Genomic DNA, 16,662 nt, shown 5'->3' with positions numbered 1-16,662 from the left:
AGGGCCGGGCCGGCGCACGGGGTGCGCGCGGGGCGCGCCGACGGGCTGACCGGCGACCGCGTCGTGGCCGCCGGCAGTGCGGCCCGGACCCTGGTCGCGGCCATCGCCCGGGCCCTGCGCGGCACCGACTGCGCCGACCTGGGGCACCCCAGAGGGATTTCTCGTCTCAGCGGGGCACCCGAACCGATCCGGCGGGCAGCGGCTGCCCGAGCCGCCGGTCGGGTCGCGCTGACCGTGGGGCAAGCCGCCGATGTGGACGCAGATCAGGTGGCCCGTTGGTTCGCCGACCAGTATCCCCGCCGCCGCTATCCCGGGATGCTGCTCGGCTCCCCGCACGGCGCGGCGGCGCACCTCGCGGTCGCGCTCGGCATCCCGTGGCTGCCCACCGGCTTCGAACTCAGTGTGCACTGGCCGCAGGGGGCGGTGGACAGGCCGCCGGCCGCGCTCGATCACGGTGCCGCACTGGCCGCACGATTGCTGGTGGGCAACCCCGAACTCCACGTCCGGCAGGTGCACTGCCCGGCCAGCCGCGGTGCGCTGGCGGGGGCGACCGTCGCGCTGGCCGCTCGCTGGCGCTGGCTGCCCGCGGCCTACCTCCAGTTGCTGGCCGATTGCCTGGAGCCCGGAGCGCCGGTGCTGCTGCTCTGTGACGCGCGTACCTGGCCGGTGGTTGACTCCGCCCCCGGGCACAGCTTCCAGGTCGGCTCGCCGCGTAGTGGGTTTGATCCGGTGGATTTCCACCCGGACAGTCCCGCGTTGCGTCAGGTGCTCCACGCGGCCGGAAGCGACGGCGCGCCGTGGTGCCCGCCGACGGTGGCGGGGGTGCCCCGCCTAGCCGAACACGGGGTGGAACCCGGGTTCGAGCAGTCCGTTCGGGATTGGGGTTCGGTGCACCGGCATCCGTCGCATCAGGTACTCGTGCCCGAGCCGGCGGTGTTGAGCGCGCTGACCGCGGACCTGTACCGCCACTGGTTGCGCGCGGCCGGAAAGACCGGCAACCGGCTGATCGTCGAGTGCGGCCGACTGCTCGACCCGTGGCAGGTGGTTCGGGCCGGCATGGTGCCCTACTGGTGCGAGAACGCCACCCGGCGCAGTGTGGAGGGGGTGGAGTGGTGGCTCGCCGGCAGCGAGCCGTTCAGCTCCGTGGATGTGCTGCCGGAGCCGCCGGGGCTACGGTCACCGGCGGTCGCCGGGCTGCCCCAGTGGCTGGCTGTGGCCGGCTTCGGCCGTCGTCGGCGGGCTCTGGATCGGTCGGCGACCCGGGGTTACCCGGTCACCTCGGTGCCGACGCGTCGGGCCACCGAGGTGCTGCGGGCGCAGTCGTACGACCTGCCGACGCCGTCGCCGATGACCGTTGCGGCAGCCCTTGCGGCACTCCGCGACGGCGGCTTCCCGCAGGGCCTGCTCGTCTCCTGACCCGGACGTGCCGAAACATCCTCGCGAACCCTGGGTCCCGTGATTGAGTACCTACGGAGCGGGAACACCGCTGGCTGCGGCGGCCGGATCCTGCCGGCGCCCACTGGCGTCCCAGCCACGAAACCCACTTCCGACCCGGTGCGTGGGGTCACCACGCGCACGACCGGTTTGCCAAATCCGGGCGGGACCTTCCTGAGGGAGGCGCGGATGTTCGGACAGACCACCACAAGTACTCCGTCACCGACCGAGCGAGGCCTGGAGGACCTCGACGCGGCAGCACTGGCGTACGCGGCCCGGATCGAGGGGTTGCCGCCCCACCGGTGCCAGGAGGCCCGGGACGATCTGGTCCGCTTCGCTCTGCCGTTCGCCGGACGACTGGCCCGTCGGTATCGCGGGCGGGGCGAGCCGCTGGAGGACCTGGAACAGGTCGCGCGGCTCGGGCTGGTGAACGCGGTGGATCGGTACGACCCGGAGCGGGGCTCCTTTACCGCGTATGCGGCGATCACCATCGTCGGCGAGATCAAGCGCCACTTCCGGGACCGTACCTGGGGTGTGCACGTGCCCCGCCGGCTGCGTGACCTCATCCTCGAGGTTGGCCAGGCCACCGCGGCGCTGACCAGCGAGCTGTCTCGGGCGCCAACGGTGGCGGAGTTGGCGGCGCGATTGGAGACGCCGGAGGAGGAGATTCTCGCGGCGCTGGAGTCGGCTGCCGGCTACAGTCCGGCGTCGCTCAACGCCCCGGTTGGTGGCGAGAGCTCGGCCGAGTTCGGCGACCTGGTGGGCGAGTCCGACAACGCGCTGGAGTCGGTGGATGATCGGGTCACCGTGAGCGGTCTGTTGCATCGGCTGCCCTGGCGGGAACGGCGGATCCTCGCCATGCGTTTCTACGGCAACCAGACCCAGGCGGAGATCGCCGCTCGCTTTGGCATCTCCCAGATGCACGTGTCCCGGCTACTGTCCCGGGCGCTGACCTGGCTGCGACAGGCGATGCTCGCCGACGCGCCGCCGCCGTGGCAGAACGGCGTCACCGAGGCGGAGACCGGCCGTCCCCGAGCCCGGTAAGAGCGGGACGGTTGCTGGGCGGCTGTCGGCGGGCGGCGGACCGGCTCAGTTCTCGGTGCTGTCGCCGGGTCCACGGGGATGGCGCCACCGGTCGTTCGGCTCCTGGGGGGTTTCGGGGTCGGTGGTCTCCTCGGGCTCGTCGGTCTCCTCGAAACTCGGTCGACGCACATCCTCCGGCTCCGGCACCTCGACCGGCCGCGCCCCGGACCGCGGCTCGGGGTGGTAGGCCACCGCCTCACGTGCGCCGACGGCGCCCTCGGCGCTGGGTGACTCGGGCAGGTGCGGCTCTCGGTGCAGTTCGTCGCGGAGCTTCTGCGGTGGCCGGGTGGTGCGTTGCGGCAGATCACGGCCGAGGTTGGCGACGAGAGGACCGTACTTGGCGTCGAAGGCCGGGCGCTCCGACCGGATCCGGGGTATCTGGTCGAAGTTGCGTAGCGGCGGTGGACAGGTTGTCGCCCACTCCAGGGAGTTACCGAAGCCCCATGGGTCGTCCACGTTGACCACGGGTCCGTACCGCCAGGACTTCCAGGCGTTCCAGATGAAGAACAGGGTGGAGGCGCCGAGTACGAACGACGAGACGGTGGAGATCGTGTTCAGGGTGGTGAACCCGTCGCCGGGCAGATAGTCGACATACCGTCGGGGCATTCCCTCGTTGCCCAGCCAGTGCTGGACCAGGAAGGTGCCGTGGAAGCTGAGGAACATGGTCCAGAAGTGCGCCTTGCCGAGTCGTTCGTCGAGGAGCCGGCCGGTCATCTTCGGAAACCAGAAGTAGATTCCGCCGAAGAAGGCGAAGACCACCGTACCGAAGAGCACGTAGTGGAAATGCCCTACCACGAAGTAGCTGTCGGTCACGTGGAAGTCCACCGGTGGGCTGGCCAGCAGCACCCCGGTGAGACCGCCGAACAGGAAGGTGACCAGGAAGCCGATGGAGAAGAGCATCGGTGTCTCGAAGGTGAGCTGCCCCTTCCACATGGAGCCGATCCAGTTGAAGAACTTCACCCCGGTCGGTACGGCGATCAGGTAGCTCAGGATGCTGAAGAACGGCAGTAGCACCTGACCGGTGCCGAACATGTGGTGTGCCCAGACGGCCATGGACAGCACGGTGATGGCACCGGTGGCGAACACCAGTCCGGTGTAGCCGAAGACGGGTTTACGGGCGAACACCGGGATGATCTCGGTGATGATCCCGAAGAAGGGCACCGCGATGATGTAGACCTCGGGGTGGCCCCAGAACCAGAACAGGTGTTGCCAGAGCAGTGGTCCACCCGTGACCGGATCGAAGACGTGTGCCCCCAGCAGCCGGTCGGCGAGCAGGGCGAAGAGCGCGGCGGCCAGCAGGGGGAAGACCAGCAGGATCAGGAGGCTGGTGAAGAGCATGTTCCAGGTGAAGATCGGCATTCGGAACATGGTCATGCCGGGGGCGCGGAGAGTGACGATGGTGGTGATCAGGTTGACCGCGGTGAGGATCGTCCCGACACCGCCGAGGGCGAGTCCGACCAGCACCATGTCGGGACCGATGCCGGGGGAGTGTTCGGCCTGGCTCAGTGGCGTGTAGGCGAACCAGCCGAAGTCGGCGGATCCGCCCGGGGTCAGGAAGCTGCCGAAGAGCAGCAGACCGCCGAAGAGGAAGAGCCAGTAGCCGAAGGCGTTCAGGCGGGGGAACGCGACGTCCGGCGCCCCGACCTGGATCGGGACGATGTAGTTGGCCATCCCCAGCGCCGCCGGGGTGGCGAAGAGCAGCAGCATCGCGAGGCCGTGGGTGGTGAACAACTGGTTGTACTGCTCGGGGGAGAGGAACTGGAGCCCGGGTCGGGCCAGCTCGCCGCGGATCAGCATCGCCTCGAAGCCGGCCAGCACGAAGAAGACGAAGGACGTGATCAGGTAGAGCAGGCCGATCTGCTTGTGGTCGGTGGTGGACAGCCATCGGGCCAGCGTGCTGCCGGGTAGCGCCGGGCGTCGCGGGCCCGGGTAGCCGCCAAAGCGCGCCGGCGCCAGGATCGCCGGACCCCGGTCCCGTGGTTCCGTGGTGACCCGCTTGGGCATGGACCCTCACCCCGCTACGACAGATGGGACGGGCGCGGCTACCCGCCCCTCTGACCATGAAACCAGGCGAGAGGGATTATTCCGGCTAGAGCGGTATTTTCGTTCCCCGGGGTGCTGCGGTGTCTTCTCCCGCCCCGGACCGACCGGCCACCGGTGGCGGACCGCCACCGGCGGCGCTCGTGGACGCCGCCAACGGGCCGGGCGGGCCGCTCAAGATCGGTCCGGTCGCGTACCGTTGCCGCTCATGGGTGTGTCGCAACGGTTGAAGAGCAGGTTCCGCCGGTTCCTCCAGCGCCCCGGGACGACAGTCGATCTCGCACCGCTGGAGAAACTCCTGCCCGCCATCGAGACCCGGGGCGAGGAACTACAGGCTCTCGATGATGTCGAGGTGACCGAGGTCGCTGGCCGGGCTGAGGACTACGCGGAGATCTGTGCGGTTGGCCGCGAGGCCGCCCACCGCGGATTGGACCAGCGGCCCTACGCTGTGCAGCTGCTCGGCGCGATGGCGCTGCTCTCCGGCAAGGTCGCCGAGATGGCCACCGGTGAGGGCAAGACCCTGACCGCGGCGGTCGCCGCGTACGGGCATGTCCGCCTCGGCAACGGTCCGGTGCACGTACTGACCGTCAACGACTATCTGGCCCGCCGGGACGCCCAGTGGATGCAGCCGGTCTATGACCTGCTCGGCCTGACCGTCGGCTGGGTCAACGAGGCGTCCACCCCGGAGCAGCGACGCGCCGCGTACGCCTGCGACGTCACGTATGTGTCGGTCAGCGAGGCGGGCTTCGACTACCTGCGCGACCAACTGGTCACCGACATTGAGGACCGGGTCCAGCCGACGCTGCGTACCGCGATCGTGGACGAGGCCGACTCGATCCTGATCGACGAGGCCCGGGTACCGATGGTGCTCGCCGGAGCGGTTCCCGGCGAGCAGGATCCGCTGCACACCGCCGCGGCGTTGATGCGTGGGCTGCGCGAGGGCCGGCACTACACGGTGGCCGAGGACGGTCGCAGCGTCGCCTTCACCACCGACGGCCTCGGCGCCGTCGAGGCCAAGCTCGGCATCGACCTGTATGACGAGGAGCAGGTCGCCCAGCTCTCCGCGGTGAATGTGGCGCTGCACGCGCACGCCCTGCTGCACCGCGATGTGGACTACATCGTGCGGGACGGCACGGTTGAGTTGATCGACGAGATGCGCGGACGGGTGGCGCAGCGTCGCCGTTGGCCGGATGGACTACAGGCGGCGGTCGAGGCCAAGGAAGGGCTCGACGCCACCGCCGAGGGGGAGGTGCTCGGCACGATCGCCGTGCAGGCGTACATCGGGCTCTACCCGACTGTGTGCGGGATGACGGCGACCGCGGTACTGGTCGGCGAGCAGCTACGCGAGTTCTTTGATCTCGAGGTGGCGGTGGTCCCGCCGAACACGCCGTGTGTCCGCGAGGACGAGCCGGACCGGATCTACGCGACCCGGGCGGAGAAGGAGGAGGCGCTGATCGACGAGATCCGGCGCAACCACGAGCGGGGCCGGCCGGTCCTGGTCGGCACCCTCGACGTGAAGGAGTCCGAGAGTCTGGCGGCCGGTCTCGACGCTGCTGACGTCCCCTGCATCGTGCTGAACGCCAAGAACGACGACGAGGAGGCGGCGATCATCGCCGAGGCCGGCGCCTACGGCGCGGTCACGGTCTCGACCCAGATGGCCGGCCGGGGCGTCGACATCCGGCTCGGCGGCAGCGATCAGGCGGACCGGGACCGGGTGGCCGAGCTGGGTGGCCTCTACGTGATCGGCAGCGGCCGGCACGACAGCCGTCGGGTGGACGACCAGCTGCGTGGGCGGGCCGGTCGGCAGGGCGACCCGGGTGGGTCGGTCTTCTTCGTCAGTCTGCAGGACGATCTCGTGGTCCGGCACGCCGGTGACACGGTGCCGTCGTCGCCGCGGATGAACGCCGACGGCCTGGTCACCGACCCGCAGGTGGATTACGCCGTGGAGCACTCCCAGCGGGTCGCGGAGGGGGTCAACCATGAGATCCACCGCAATACCTGGCGCTACAGCGTGGTGGTGGAGCAGCAGCGCAAGGCGCTGGCGGAGCGGCGCGAGCGGCTACTGACCAGCGATGTCGCCGCCCTGATGCTGCTCGACAAGGTCGCGGACCAGGCCGGCGAGATGGACGAGGATCTGCTCGCCCGGGCCGCCCGGTCGATCGCGTTGTTCCACCTGGACCGGCTCTGGGCCGAGCACCTTGCCGAGCTCTCCGAGGTCCGCGAGGGCGTGCACCTGCGGGCGTTGGGCCGGTTGGACCCGCTTGACGAGTTCCACCGTGCCGCGGTGCCCTCCTTCAACGAGCTGGTGCCGGAGATCGAGCGGCGCACCATCGAAACCTTCACCGACACGGAGTTCGACGAGGACTGGGAGCCGGACGAGGCCAAGCTGGTCCGGCCGAGCGCGACGTGGACCTACCTCGTGCATGACAACCCGTTCGGTTCGGAGCTCGACCGGCTGATCGCCTCGGTGGGGCGGCGGCTCAGCTCCGGATCCCGCTGATTCGTCCGGAGTGTTCCGGTATCCTCCGGCTCCGGAGGCCGCCCACTTTGGGTGGTTTCGACCCCTCCCCGTGGGGTAGTAGGCCGGGGCCGCGGAGTCGGTGCGGACGAAACTTCGGCGTCCGGTGGTGGGATGGGCAGCGCATGGAGTGATGGAGGTGGGGTCTGGTGAACCTGGAGATACGGGAGTCGGTCGGGGGGACGCTCGGCGTCCTGGAGACCGCGGGACTGCTCCGGGAGCTGACCGCCGGGCTGATCGGCGCGAGCGACCTTGATGCCGCGCTGACCGTCCTCGTCCGGATCGCCCGGGACGGCGTCGCGGGGGTCAACTGGTGTGGGTTCACCTCCCTGCGCGCGGGGGAGCCGGCCGGTGCGGTGGCCTCCGATCACCGGCTCGCCGAGCTCGACGACCTGCGGCACGGGCCAGACTCGCCGGCCATGGCCGCGATCGGGCGACGGGAGCTGGTGGTCGTGGAGCGACTGAGCGTCGAGACGCGGTGGCCGGACTGGACCTGGCGTGCCCGTCGGCTCGGGGTGTCGGCCGTGATCTCCGCGCCGGTCGATATCGACGAGCAGGTGATCGGCGCGCTCAACCTCTATGCGGGGGCTGGGGAGGTGCTCACCCCCCGGCACCAGCTGACCGCGATGCTGGTGGCCGACCACGCCGGTCTTCTGCTCGCCGCGGTACGGGATCGGGCGCGGGCGGTGACCGAGGCCGGTCAGGTCGACGTGGCGCTGCTCGGCGAGAGCGTTGTCGGGCAGGCGATCGGTGTCGTCATGACCCAGCGGGGGTGCCGGGCGGAGGAGGCCGTGACGGTGCTGCGCAGCGCGGCGTCCTCGCTCGGGATCCCGCTGCGGGAGGTGGCCGAGCGGTTGGTTACCACGGTTTCGCGGCCACGCGAAAACTAGCCGCGCCAGAGCCGGCCACGCGTTGGGTGCGGGCTGTTCCGGCGGACTCGCCGCGGGTTTCAGTGGGCGGCCCAGTGGTGGGCAGCCAGCAGGTCGGTGCCGAAGTCACTGCTCGGTCGGCGAAGCACGGTGTGGGCGTGGTTGCCGTCGTCCGCGGTGTTGTCGTACTCGATCAGCAGGTCGTCGCCCTGCACGCGGTAGTAGTGGCGCTGCCCCGGCCAGCTCGGTCCAGCCCAGGCGAAGTGCATTGGGGACCCGGCGAGCCGACGGGCCTCCCGGGTTGCCAACTCTGGCGGGAGCCGTTCCAGGTAGAGGGCGACGAGTTGGTCCAACAGGGCCCGGCCGGTGGGGTTCAGCCGGTCAGCGGAGACGCCGAGGGGAGCCATCGGGGTGTCCACGTGCGGTCGGGTCGCGCTGATGATGTCGGTGGGGGCCGCCTCGGCGATGATCGCCGCCGTCCGTAGCTGCGGGCTGAGGGTGTCCAGCAACGCCCGGCCCAGGTCCTCCTCGGGGCCGAGCGGGCGGGTGACCGGCCGGCCGGCCCACCGGACGGCGGCCGGGTTCGCCCCGAAGAAGACCGGAGCGGGGGAGATCTGGTCGGCGACGATGGTCATGCTGATCGACAGGTGGTGCCCCTCGACCCGCCACCCCCACGCCTCGTCCTGGATCGGGTCACCGAAAACCGCCACCCAGTAGTCGTCGCTGTGTCGGCCGCGCCGCCACCCCTCGGCTCGGTCGAGCACCTCCTCCAGCCCGATAATCGTTACCGCCTGCGCGTACGCCGACGGGCTGAGGGCGGTCGCCAGTAGCCGATGGGTGGCTTTTCGGGCAGCGCGGGGTAGGTCGGCCAGGCAGACGCCGGGCCGGGGCCGGGGCCGGTATTCGATCCAGCGCCGCGCCCCAAGGTCGTCGAACCGGTGGGTCGCCCGGGTGCTTTCCGGCTCGTTCAGGGCGGCGAGCAGCGCCGCCGCGGCGGCGCGAAACTGCTGGGAGAGCGAGTCCTCCACCCTTCCGTTATACCCCGTCGGAATGTGGCGACACGGTGGTGGGGCAACGGACTGGTGAATGTGAATGCGGTGGGGACCCCCGGATCAGGTCCTCGCAGCGGTTCTGCTGTAATCAGTTGACCTCGTACGCAGAGCGAGCATCCCGCTTCGATGTGTAAGTCGATTGTCACATTCATGCAACGCAACTGCCCCTTGACCGCTGAACGGGTGCCGGGAAGCATCGGTAAAGCGGCGTCCCGGGCCGTTGGGGAGATACCCGGACCAGCCAAGGAGGACCATGTCGGTCAGCCCCGCTTCGTCGCGCGCCGGATGGCATTCGTCCCAACCCGCTGTTCCCGGTCGCCCGCCGGGTGGCCAGCGCCGTCCCACCAACACGGTTCCCCCGGTCCTCACGGTGACCCTGTCGATCCCGTTGGCCAGCGACGAGGCGCTGAATCCAGCGGCCCGGCGGTTACTGGACGCGGCCCGAGAACTGATGGAGGGTGGAGACAGCACGGTCACCATGACCGGCAACGGGTTCTCGGACCGCCGGGCGGAACCGGTCCCGGCTGGCCGGTCGCCAAGCCGGTCGCTCGCCCCCACCATCCCCACCCTGCACATCCTCGCCTCCTCTCGGTCCGTGCTGCGCGACGGCGAGCCGTTGTCGCTGACCCGGCTGGAGTTCGACCTGCTGTTGCACCTGGTTGCCCATCCCCGCCGGGTCTTTACGCGGCTACAACTGCTCAATGCGGTCTGGGGCTACGAGCATGCCGGGGTGCGCACGGTGGACGTGCACGTCCGCCGGCTGCGGGGCAAGGTCGGCGTGGATGTCCCCCTGGTCACCACCGTCTACGGGGTCGGCTACCGGCTCGCCGATGACGCCCGGGTGGCCATCGACCGCAGTGGTTGACGGAGGCCATCACCCGCGCTGGTGTTCTCTGCCTGCCGACGGGCCCGGGTAGCCGGTCGGGCGGCGGTTTGGTCCGTGGCGGTACGGGGTATTCGGTCGGCTCACACACGGGTCGTCAACCCGTGCAGCGACGACCAGCCCCGGTCCGGTGGACCGGAAGGCCCTCAGGAAGGCAGGCAGAAATGCTCGTCCACGACCCGGTCGACACGCCCCGACCCCAGGCGGAAGCCGATCAGATCCGGCAATCCCTGCAGGCCCGCTACGACGAGCTCGCCGCCGAGTATGAGCAGGCTGTGCTGCAGAGTCAGGTGCTGCGCCTGGTCGAGGTCGGGGACACCGCGGGCGATGACCAGGCCGACAGCGGCACGAAGACCGCGGAGCGGGACACCGCGCAGTCCCTGTTGCGCACGATCCTCGACCGCCGGGCACAGTTCGAGCACGCCCTGACCCGGCTGGAAGAGGGCACCTACGGCTTCTGCGAGGGCTGTGGCGCGGCCATTCCGGTAGAGCGGTTGGAGATCTTTCCATCTGCGACGACCTGCGTTACCTGCAAACAAACTCGGGAGCGTCGCGCGGCCTGACGCGCCGTCGTCGCCAGGGTGGCACGGCCGGAGCGGACGGAGGTGGCGGGAAGGTGACGCTGCAGACGAGAACGGAGCGCGGTCGGGGCGTCGTTGTCCACGTCGTCGGGACGCCCGGCGGTTGGCGAGGGGCACCCCGGGGGCCCGGCCGGGTCAGCCCGATACGACAACGCCGCGGCCCGGTGGGTCCCCCGCGGCGAGACGACGATGGCCGGTGGGAGCCCGACGCTCGGGGGTGGAACGACAGCTGAGCAGCCTTGCCCCACCCGTCTGCCTTCCCGGGTGGCAGGGTTCGGACCCGGGCCGTTGACCGGCGAACGCCAACGTGGCAGTCCGGCGACGGCTACCGTGTGGTGGGGAGGGCTGGAGGTGGGGTACACCCGCCGTAGGACGGACCCCGGCGTTCGGACGGGGCACAGTCGAGGAGCACCCATGGCACTCAACGACGACGACATGACGACCTCCGGCGCCGGCCGCGCGGAGGGTCCGGCTGATGGAGGGGCGACCCCGGGTCAGCATGACGGTGGTGCCGACGGTAGCGCGGAGGGTCCGGCTGACGGTGGGGCGACCCCGGGTCAGCATGACGGTGGTGCCGACGGCAGCGCGCGCTGAACGACGCGGTGCCGTACCCCGACTCGCCGGGCGGCCGCGGTCGCCCGGCACTCTCGTTCGCCCCCGAGGAGCCCGAGCGAACCGTGGCGTCGGCGCTGGCCCGGTGCGTCTCCGTCGATCCGGCGAGGTTCGCCGCCGTGCACTGGGGACAGACGCCGCTGCTGTCCCGCGCCGACGAGTTGCCCAACCAGAGCGGCTTCTGCGACCTACTCAGCCCGGCCGACGCGGACGAACTGCTCAGCCGGCGCGGCTTGCGCACCCCGTTCCTGCGGGTGGCGCAGGACGGCGTGTTGGTGCCGGCGACCCGGTACACCGGCGGCGGGGGCGCGGGCGCCGAGATCGCCGACCAGGTTCTCGACGAGAAGGTCCTCGACCTGTACGCCGGCGGCGCCACCCTGGTGTTGCAGGGCCTGCACCGCACCTGGCCGGCACTCATCGACTTCACCCGGGAACTCGGCTGGGCGCTCGGGCAGCCGTTGCAGGTCAACGCCTACCTCACTCCTGCCGGCAGCCAGGGATTCGCCACCCACTACGACACCCATGACGTCTTCGTCCTCCAGGTCGACGGTGCGAAGCACTGGCGAATCCACCCGCCGGTGCTTGCCGATCCGCTGGAGCGGCAGCCGTGGGGCGGCCGGGCCGACGAGGTCTCCGCGACCGCGACAGGGGCCCCCACCCTCGACGTGCTGCTCGCCCCCGGCGACGCGCTGTACCTGCCCCGTGGCTGGTTGCACAGTGCCAAGGCCCAGGAGCGCAGCTCACTTCACCTGACCGTCGGCGTTCGGGCACTGACCCGATACACGCTGGTCGAGGAGCTGCTCGCGCTCGCCGCCGAGGAGCCGCGGCTGCGGGCCACCCTGCCGTTCGGGATGGACATCTCCGACCCGGAGGCGGTGGAGCCCGAGTTGACGGAAACTGTGCAGGCGCTGCAGGACTGGCTGCGCCGAGTCGATCCAGCAGCGCTCGCCGCCCGGCTGCGGCAGCGCGCCTGGCCGGCTGCCCGGCCGGCTCCGCTGCAGCCCCTTGCCCAGACGGCCGCGTTGGACGCGCTCGATCCGGACAGCCGGGTCACTCCCCGCCCGGGCCTGCGGTGGCAGCTCACCCCGGTGGGAGAGCGAGTGACGCTGCGGGTCTTCGACCGCGCCATCACCCTGCCGCAGATGTGTGCCCCGGCCCTGCGCGCGTTCCTCGCCGGGGAGGTCAGCCGGGTTGGGGACCTGCCCGGCCTGGCCGACGACACCGACCGGGTCACCCTCGTGCGCCGCCTGCTCCGGGAGGCGGTCGCCGTACCTGCCCAGGGCCACGGTCCGAACCGGCCCGATGGGGGCGCGGCGGGTGACTGACGCTGCCGCGACTGACCGGCTCAGCGGGCAACGGCCAGCAGGAGCCCCGTCGTCAGCAGCCCGGCGACCACCACCACGGCCACCGGGCGCGGGCCGAGCACCGCGTGTTGCCGGTCAGCGAGAATCTTCGCCGGGATCAGGCCGGCCAGCGGGCCGAGTAAGGTCACTACCAGCGCCAGCACCGGTAGCCCGACCGCCAGGTCGCCGCCGTACCGGTCGCCGGCCGTCCGGGCCACGGTGCCCAGGGCGTACGTGACCAACGCACCGCCGAACCCGCAGATGGCCAGCAGCGGGTTGACGGATCCGGGCAGCTCACCGGGTTGACCGGTACGGGCCAGGAGGTCCCGCACCGCGGCCAGCATCGGCAGGGGATTCCCGGCGACGCCGTTGACCGGGCCGGGCGGCCCGTCCATCTGGCGGCCCGCCGATCTGAATCGCCCGCGTAGCTCCTGCCACAACAGCCGGACCTCCGCCTCGACCCGCTCCTGCAGCCGGCGTGCTGCCGTCACCTCCCGCTCCGCGTGCCGGACCTGGTCCTCGGCATTCGCGACGGCACGCCGCGCGGCCGCACACTGCTGCTCGTACCAGGTGTGTGCCTCGGCCCGCTGCGCCGACACCCGCTCGGTCAGGTCGGCCAGTCGTCGTACCTGCGCCGGGTACGACTCGCTCGGCACCGGCTGGCTCACCGCTGGTGCCCGTACGGGATGATGGTCTGCCCGGTGCGGTGCACCGCCCGGTCGAAGAAGAGGCCTCGCCAGGGGCGGGGGTACCAGTCCGGCCCGCCGGTGCCGGGGTAGAGCGAGGCGCCCAGCTCCCCGCCGTGCGTGTCGAGCGCCACCCACGCGCCGATCTGGTCCGTGCGGGCGGCCGGTCCGCCGAGGTCGGCCCGCATCCGCGCGACTCCCCGCCACCAGGCCAGCACATGCGTCCGCCGCTCCGGCCCGTCATGCAGGACGCGACGTAGCCGCTCCAGCCCGGTCTGGCCGCCAATCCGGGCGGCGAGCGCGCCGGTCGCCGCGTCAACGGCGAACAGCAGTAGGTAGTGGGGGGCACCGACGCCGGGAGCGCCCAGCCCGGCGGTGGTCTCGGCCATCAGCTCGGTTACGGTCTCCTCGTCGTACCAGGCGGCATTGTCGGCGAGGTCGGTGTAGAGGGATCGGGCGGCGGCGTCGGCGTCCGGGTCCAGGCAGGCGATGGAGAACCGCGCCGTCCCGGGACGGTGCTGCCGGGCGAGCGACCGTCCAGCCGCGGCGAGTACGGCGCACGCCTCGTCAACGCGGGTGCCCAGCACGGCTAGGTTGCGCCCCGGTGCGCGCGGCAGCCGAAGCCCCGCCGAGCGGGCCTGTACGTCGATGATCTCGCCGAGTAGCGCCGTCGGGGCTCGGGGTGTCCCGGTCTCCGGTGCACAGAGCGCCTGGTAGTCCGGGGCGTCGGTCAACCGGGGGATCGCGTCACCATCGAAGAGCCGCGCCGGGGCGGCATCTGGCCGGCGCATCCGCCAGAGTCGGTGCTGCAGCTCGCTCCACGTCTCCCAGTCGCTCGCCGACGGTATCCGGGCAACCGCGTTCCCCTCGGCCAGTCCCGACTCGGCGTTGACCACGGCGTGGTGGCGGGGTAGTGACTGCGCGGCGTCGTTGCGCTCGGCGAGGATCCGTAGCGCCTTGGGCAGGGCGATGCGGAGGGTGAACTGGGCGACCAGGGCTGGCCGCCCCCACAGCGCCTCGATTCCCCGAACGTCCTGCGAGGCGAGGACCAGGTGGATGCCCTGCGAACGACCGCGCCGGGCCAGGTCCTCCAGGAGATCGGCGGCCTCCCGGGCCACCGCGTCGCGGCCAGCGAGCAGCATCTGAAACTCGTCAACCACGGCGACGATCCGCGGCCAGCGCCCGGCTGGGTCCACCGCGCGCAGTTCGGCGAGCTTCGTTACCTCGTGCTCCTTTGCCGCGTCAGCGCGCCGGCGCAGCTCTTCGGCGAGGAAGCGAAGCAGGGCCAGACCGAACTCCCGGTCCGTGTTGACGTTGATCCCGACCAGCCGAACGTGCGGCAGCCAACTCGGGTCGCGGCGACCCTGGGCAAACCGGGCGAAAGAGACACCCTCCTTGAAGTCGAGCAGGTAGAGCTCCAACTCGGCCGGGGAGTAGCGGGCGGCGAGCGCACCGATCCAGGCGAAGATCAGGTTTGTCTTGCCGGTGCCCGACGGGCCACCGATCAGTGCGTGCGGCGGATAGTCACCGAGAGTGACCAGTACCGGTTGGCTGTCCGTGCCCTCGCCGATCGGCGCGATCAGGCCGGCCGCCGAGTCCTCCCGCCACATCTGCTCCGGGGGTGGTAGCAGGTCGCTGAAGGGCGTCGGTTCCGGGCCGGCGTTGACCCGGGCCGCGACGCCCCGGCAGGTCTCGGTAACCAGGGTCGCCGGGGGCGCCGGGTCGAGCGTGACCGGCGGTGCGCCGGCGAGCTCGGCCCGGCCCGGCTCGACGCGGATCCGGGCTACGGGGGCGTCCTCCGGCAGCGTCAGGCCGCGTACCACCAGGTGCACGCCGCACGCCGCGCCGGTGCGGACCACCCGATCGAGTTGGCCGCGTACGTGCCGGGACGGCTCCTCCCCACCGAGTAGTACCGCCACCCGCCACGGCTCGGGCCGACGACCGGTGGCGGTGGCCAACTCGCGCAGGGACCGGTGCTCGCCCGCCAGAACGGTGGAGTTGATCCGGTGGATCTCCTCGACGAGGTCGTCGAGGAGTCGGCCCAGCCCGCCCGGTCCGACAAAGGTCAGCAGCCCGGCGGTGCCCAGCGGCGCGAAACCGGCCAAGCCGCCCCCAAGGTGCTCCGGGTCGTACCCGGTCAACCGAACGGCGCCCGGGTCGGCCCGGCCTACCGCCCGCAGCAGTAGCGCGGCCACCACCGCCTCGCCCGCCACCCGGTCGCTGCCGGTCAGCTCGACGTGCCCGGCGTCGAGTAGCGGCACCAGCGCGGGCACCGACTCCCCGCCCATGACGGCGAGCGTGCCGACCCGTAGTGGGCCGGGCGGTTCCTTTCGGCGAGCGGGGGTTGGGTGCCACTGTGGCCAGTCGGTGGTGGCCGCGCCCGGGGCCTCCTGGCGGGCCGCGTCCGCCGCCCGCCGGGACAGCTCGGCGATCCGGGCCGAGTGTTGGGCGTCGATCTCGGCGAGGCGCCGGTCTCGCTCCGCGCCGACCCGTGCGGGCACTGCGGCGGCGGCCTGGCGGACCCGGTCGAGTCGGCCTCGTTCGGCGGCCAGTTCGGTCTGCGCCGCGGCCAACCGGGTCCGCGTCGCGCCGAGGGCCTCGCCGAGGGTTTGCCGGACCCGGGCCGCGAGCTGCGCCCGCCGGTCAGCCATCGGCGTCTCGGCGAGACGAGGGGTGCCCCGGGGTGAACGTCCCGCTCCGGCTCTCGGCCGGGAGCGGGCCACTGCGTAGCTCGCGGCCGAGCCGGTCGAGCAGGACGCCGGTCAGCACCCCGGCGGTGACCGCCGGGTCGGCAGCATGTGGCTGTTCGGCGTCGTCCCGGCGGGGCGGCGGCATCCGGCAGACCCGGGCCAGCAGCGTCTCCACCACCGGCGCGGGCAGGCCCGGCAGCAGGTCGCGGGTCCGGCTGGCCAGGGCTTTGCGGAGCCGCGGCAGGTCCTCGGCCCGGGGCGGGTGCCCAAGGAACTCCCCGGCCAGTTCCCGCAGCAGGGGAGGGGTCAGCGCGGCCAACCCCAACCCCACGTCGGCGTGGGCGCGGCCCAGCTCGACGCGGAGTCGTTCCCGGTCGCCGGCGCGGACCTGGTGGACGACTCGGCGCAGCAGCTCGCTGGAGTCGGCGATCGCCTCATCCGGTGGCTCCGACCCGCTCCTGCCACCGGTCAACTCGGCGACCCGGACCGCCCACCAGCGGGGTGCGGGGGCCGGGCCCGGCGGGACAGTGGCCGTCGCCGGGGGCGTGGCACCACGGGGAGCGTCGTGTGCCGGTTGCTGTTTGGGGATGGTACGCGGGGCGGGTGCATCGCCAGCCGCCAGCCCGATCCTGGCCAGGTACGCCGTCAGCTGCTCCTGGGCGACGCGCAGCGCGTAGCCGGCGGACTCGGCGTGTTCGACGGCGCTGGACAGCTCCGGCACCCCCATCGGGTTAGCGGACTCCTGGCGTACCCAGCGCAGCCGCTCGGTGGCCAGCCCGAACCGTTCAAGCGCCTCGGCGAGTTGGCCGAGGGGCAGGTCATCGCTGGCGGCGCGCACCTGCGCGCCGAGATCTTCGACGATGGACACGGC

General features: G+C 71.7%; 13 protein-coding genes. 8 read left to right on the top strand and 5 right to left on the bottom strand.

Annotation, left to right across the window (positions count from 1 at the left end; translation table 11 throughout):
* Positions 1–21 precede the first annotated feature (21 nt).
* A complete protein-coding gene (locus SALPAC3_RS0103630; protein WP_018219910.1) occupies positions 22–1,416 on the top strand; it encodes a hypothetical protein in 1,395 nt (464 codons plus the stop codon).
* Positions 1,417–1,623: 207 nt separating this feature from the next.
* On the top strand, positions 1,624–2,478 hold the full coding sequence (locus tag SALPAC3_RS0103625; RefSeq protein WP_018219909.1) for a SigB/SigF/SigG family RNA polymerase sigma factor: 855 nt from the start codon (positions 1,624–1,626) through the stop codon (positions 2,476–2,478).
* Between the two features lie 45 nt (positions 2,479–2,523).
* On the opposite strand, the gene ctaD is transcribed toward SALPAC3_RS0103625, so the two are convergent.
* On the bottom strand, positions 2,524–4,521 hold the full coding sequence (gene ctaD / locus SALPAC3_RS0103620) for an aa3-type cytochrome oxidase subunit I (RefSeq protein WP_018219908.1): 1,998 nt from the start codon (positions 4,519–4,521) through the stop codon (positions 2,524–2,526).
* 244 nt (positions 4,522–4,765) lie between these two features.
* On the opposite strand from ctaD, the gene secA2 reads away from it, so the two are divergent.
* Positions 4,766–7,057, top strand: a complete 2,292-nt coding sequence (secA2, locus tag SALPAC3_RS0103615; RefSeq protein ID WP_018219907.1) for an accessory Sec system translocase SecA2 — start codon at positions 4,766–4,768, stop codon at positions 7,055–7,057.
* A gap of 167 nt (positions 7,058–7,224) precedes the next feature.
* Complete coding sequence (locus SALPAC3_RS0103610; RefSeq protein WP_018219906.1) at positions 7,225–7,965, top strand: GAF and ANTAR domain-containing protein; 741 nt, start codon at positions 7,225–7,227, stop codon at positions 7,963–7,965.
* A 59-nt stretch (positions 7,966–8,024) separates the two neighbouring features.
* Here the strand turns inward: SALPAC3_RS0103610 and SALPAC3_RS0103605 are convergent, their stop codons facing one another.
* Complete coding sequence (locus tag SALPAC3_RS0103605; protein ID WP_018219905.1) at positions 8,025–8,972, bottom strand: DUF3500 domain-containing protein; 948 nt, start codon at positions 8,970–8,972, stop codon at positions 8,025–8,027.
* 394 nt (positions 8,973–9,366) lie between these two features.
* Between SALPAC3_RS0103605 and SALPAC3_RS0103600 the strand changes: the two genes are divergently transcribed.
* The 4 genes from SALPAC3_RS0103600 (at position 9,367) to SALPAC3_RS0103585 (ending at position 12,397) form a co-directional block, all read left to right on the top strand.
* Entirely contained in the window at positions 9,367–9,861 is a 495-nt protein-coding gene (locus SALPAC3_RS0103600) for a winged helix-turn-helix domain-containing protein (protein ID WP_018219904.1), read from the top strand.
* A gap of 182 nt (positions 9,862–10,043) precedes the next feature.
* The gene (locus tag SALPAC3_RS0103595) at positions 10,044–10,442 is read left to right on the top strand and encodes a TraR/DksA family transcriptional regulator (RefSeq protein ID WP_018219903.1); all 399 of its coding nucleotides are present in this window, start codon (positions 10,044–10,046) and stop codon (positions 10,440–10,442) included.
* 432 nt (positions 10,443–10,874) lie between these two features.
* Positions 10,875–11,054, top strand: coding sequence for a hypothetical protein (locus SALPAC3_RS0103590; protein ID WP_018219902.1), 180 nt, complete (start codon positions 10,875–10,877; stop codon positions 11,052–11,054).
* Between the two features lie 8 nt (positions 11,055–11,062).
* Positions 11,063–12,397: a cupin domain-containing protein gene (locus tag SALPAC3_RS0103585; RefSeq protein ID WP_018219901.1), complete on the top strand. Its 1,335-nt coding sequence runs from the start codon at positions 11,063–11,065 to the stop codon at positions 12,395–12,397.
* 20 nt (positions 12,398–12,417) lie between these two features.
* On the opposite strand, the gene SALPAC3_RS0103580 is transcribed toward SALPAC3_RS0103585, so the two are convergent.
* Genes SALPAC3_RS0103580 through SALPAC3_RS0103570 form a run of 3 tightly spaced genes read right to left on the bottom strand, consistent with a single transcriptional unit; the run spans position 12,418 to position 16,659 of the window.
* On the bottom strand, positions 12,418–13,083 hold the full coding sequence (locus tag SALPAC3_RS0103580) for a hypothetical protein (RefSeq protein WP_018219900.1): 666 nt from the start codon (positions 13,081–13,083) through the stop codon (positions 12,418–12,420).
* Entirely contained in the window at positions 13,080–15,752 is a 2,673-nt protein-coding gene (locus tag SALPAC3_RS0103575; RefSeq protein ID WP_018219899.1) for an FtsK/SpoIIIE domain-containing protein, read from the bottom strand. Before SALPAC3_RS0103575 ends, SALPAC3_RS0103580 begins: the two co-directional genes overlap by 4 nt.
* Positions 15,745–16,659 (bottom strand): magnesium transporter, encoded by a 915-nt coding sequence (locus tag SALPAC3_RS0103570; protein WP_018219898.1) that lies wholly within the window; start codon positions 16,657–16,659, stop codon positions 15,745–15,747. Before SALPAC3_RS0103570 ends, SALPAC3_RS0103575 begins: the two co-directional genes overlap by 8 nt.
* Positions 16,660–16,662 lie beyond the last annotated feature (3 nt).

Source organism: Salinispora pacifica DSM 45544, from assembly GCF_000378845.1.
Lineage (GTDB): Bacteria > Actinomycetota > Actinomycetes > Mycobacteriales > Micromonosporaceae > Micromonospora > Micromonospora pacifica.
Note: the sequence above shows the minus strand (reverse complement) of the source record. Positions and strands in the feature narration are given on the sequence as shown.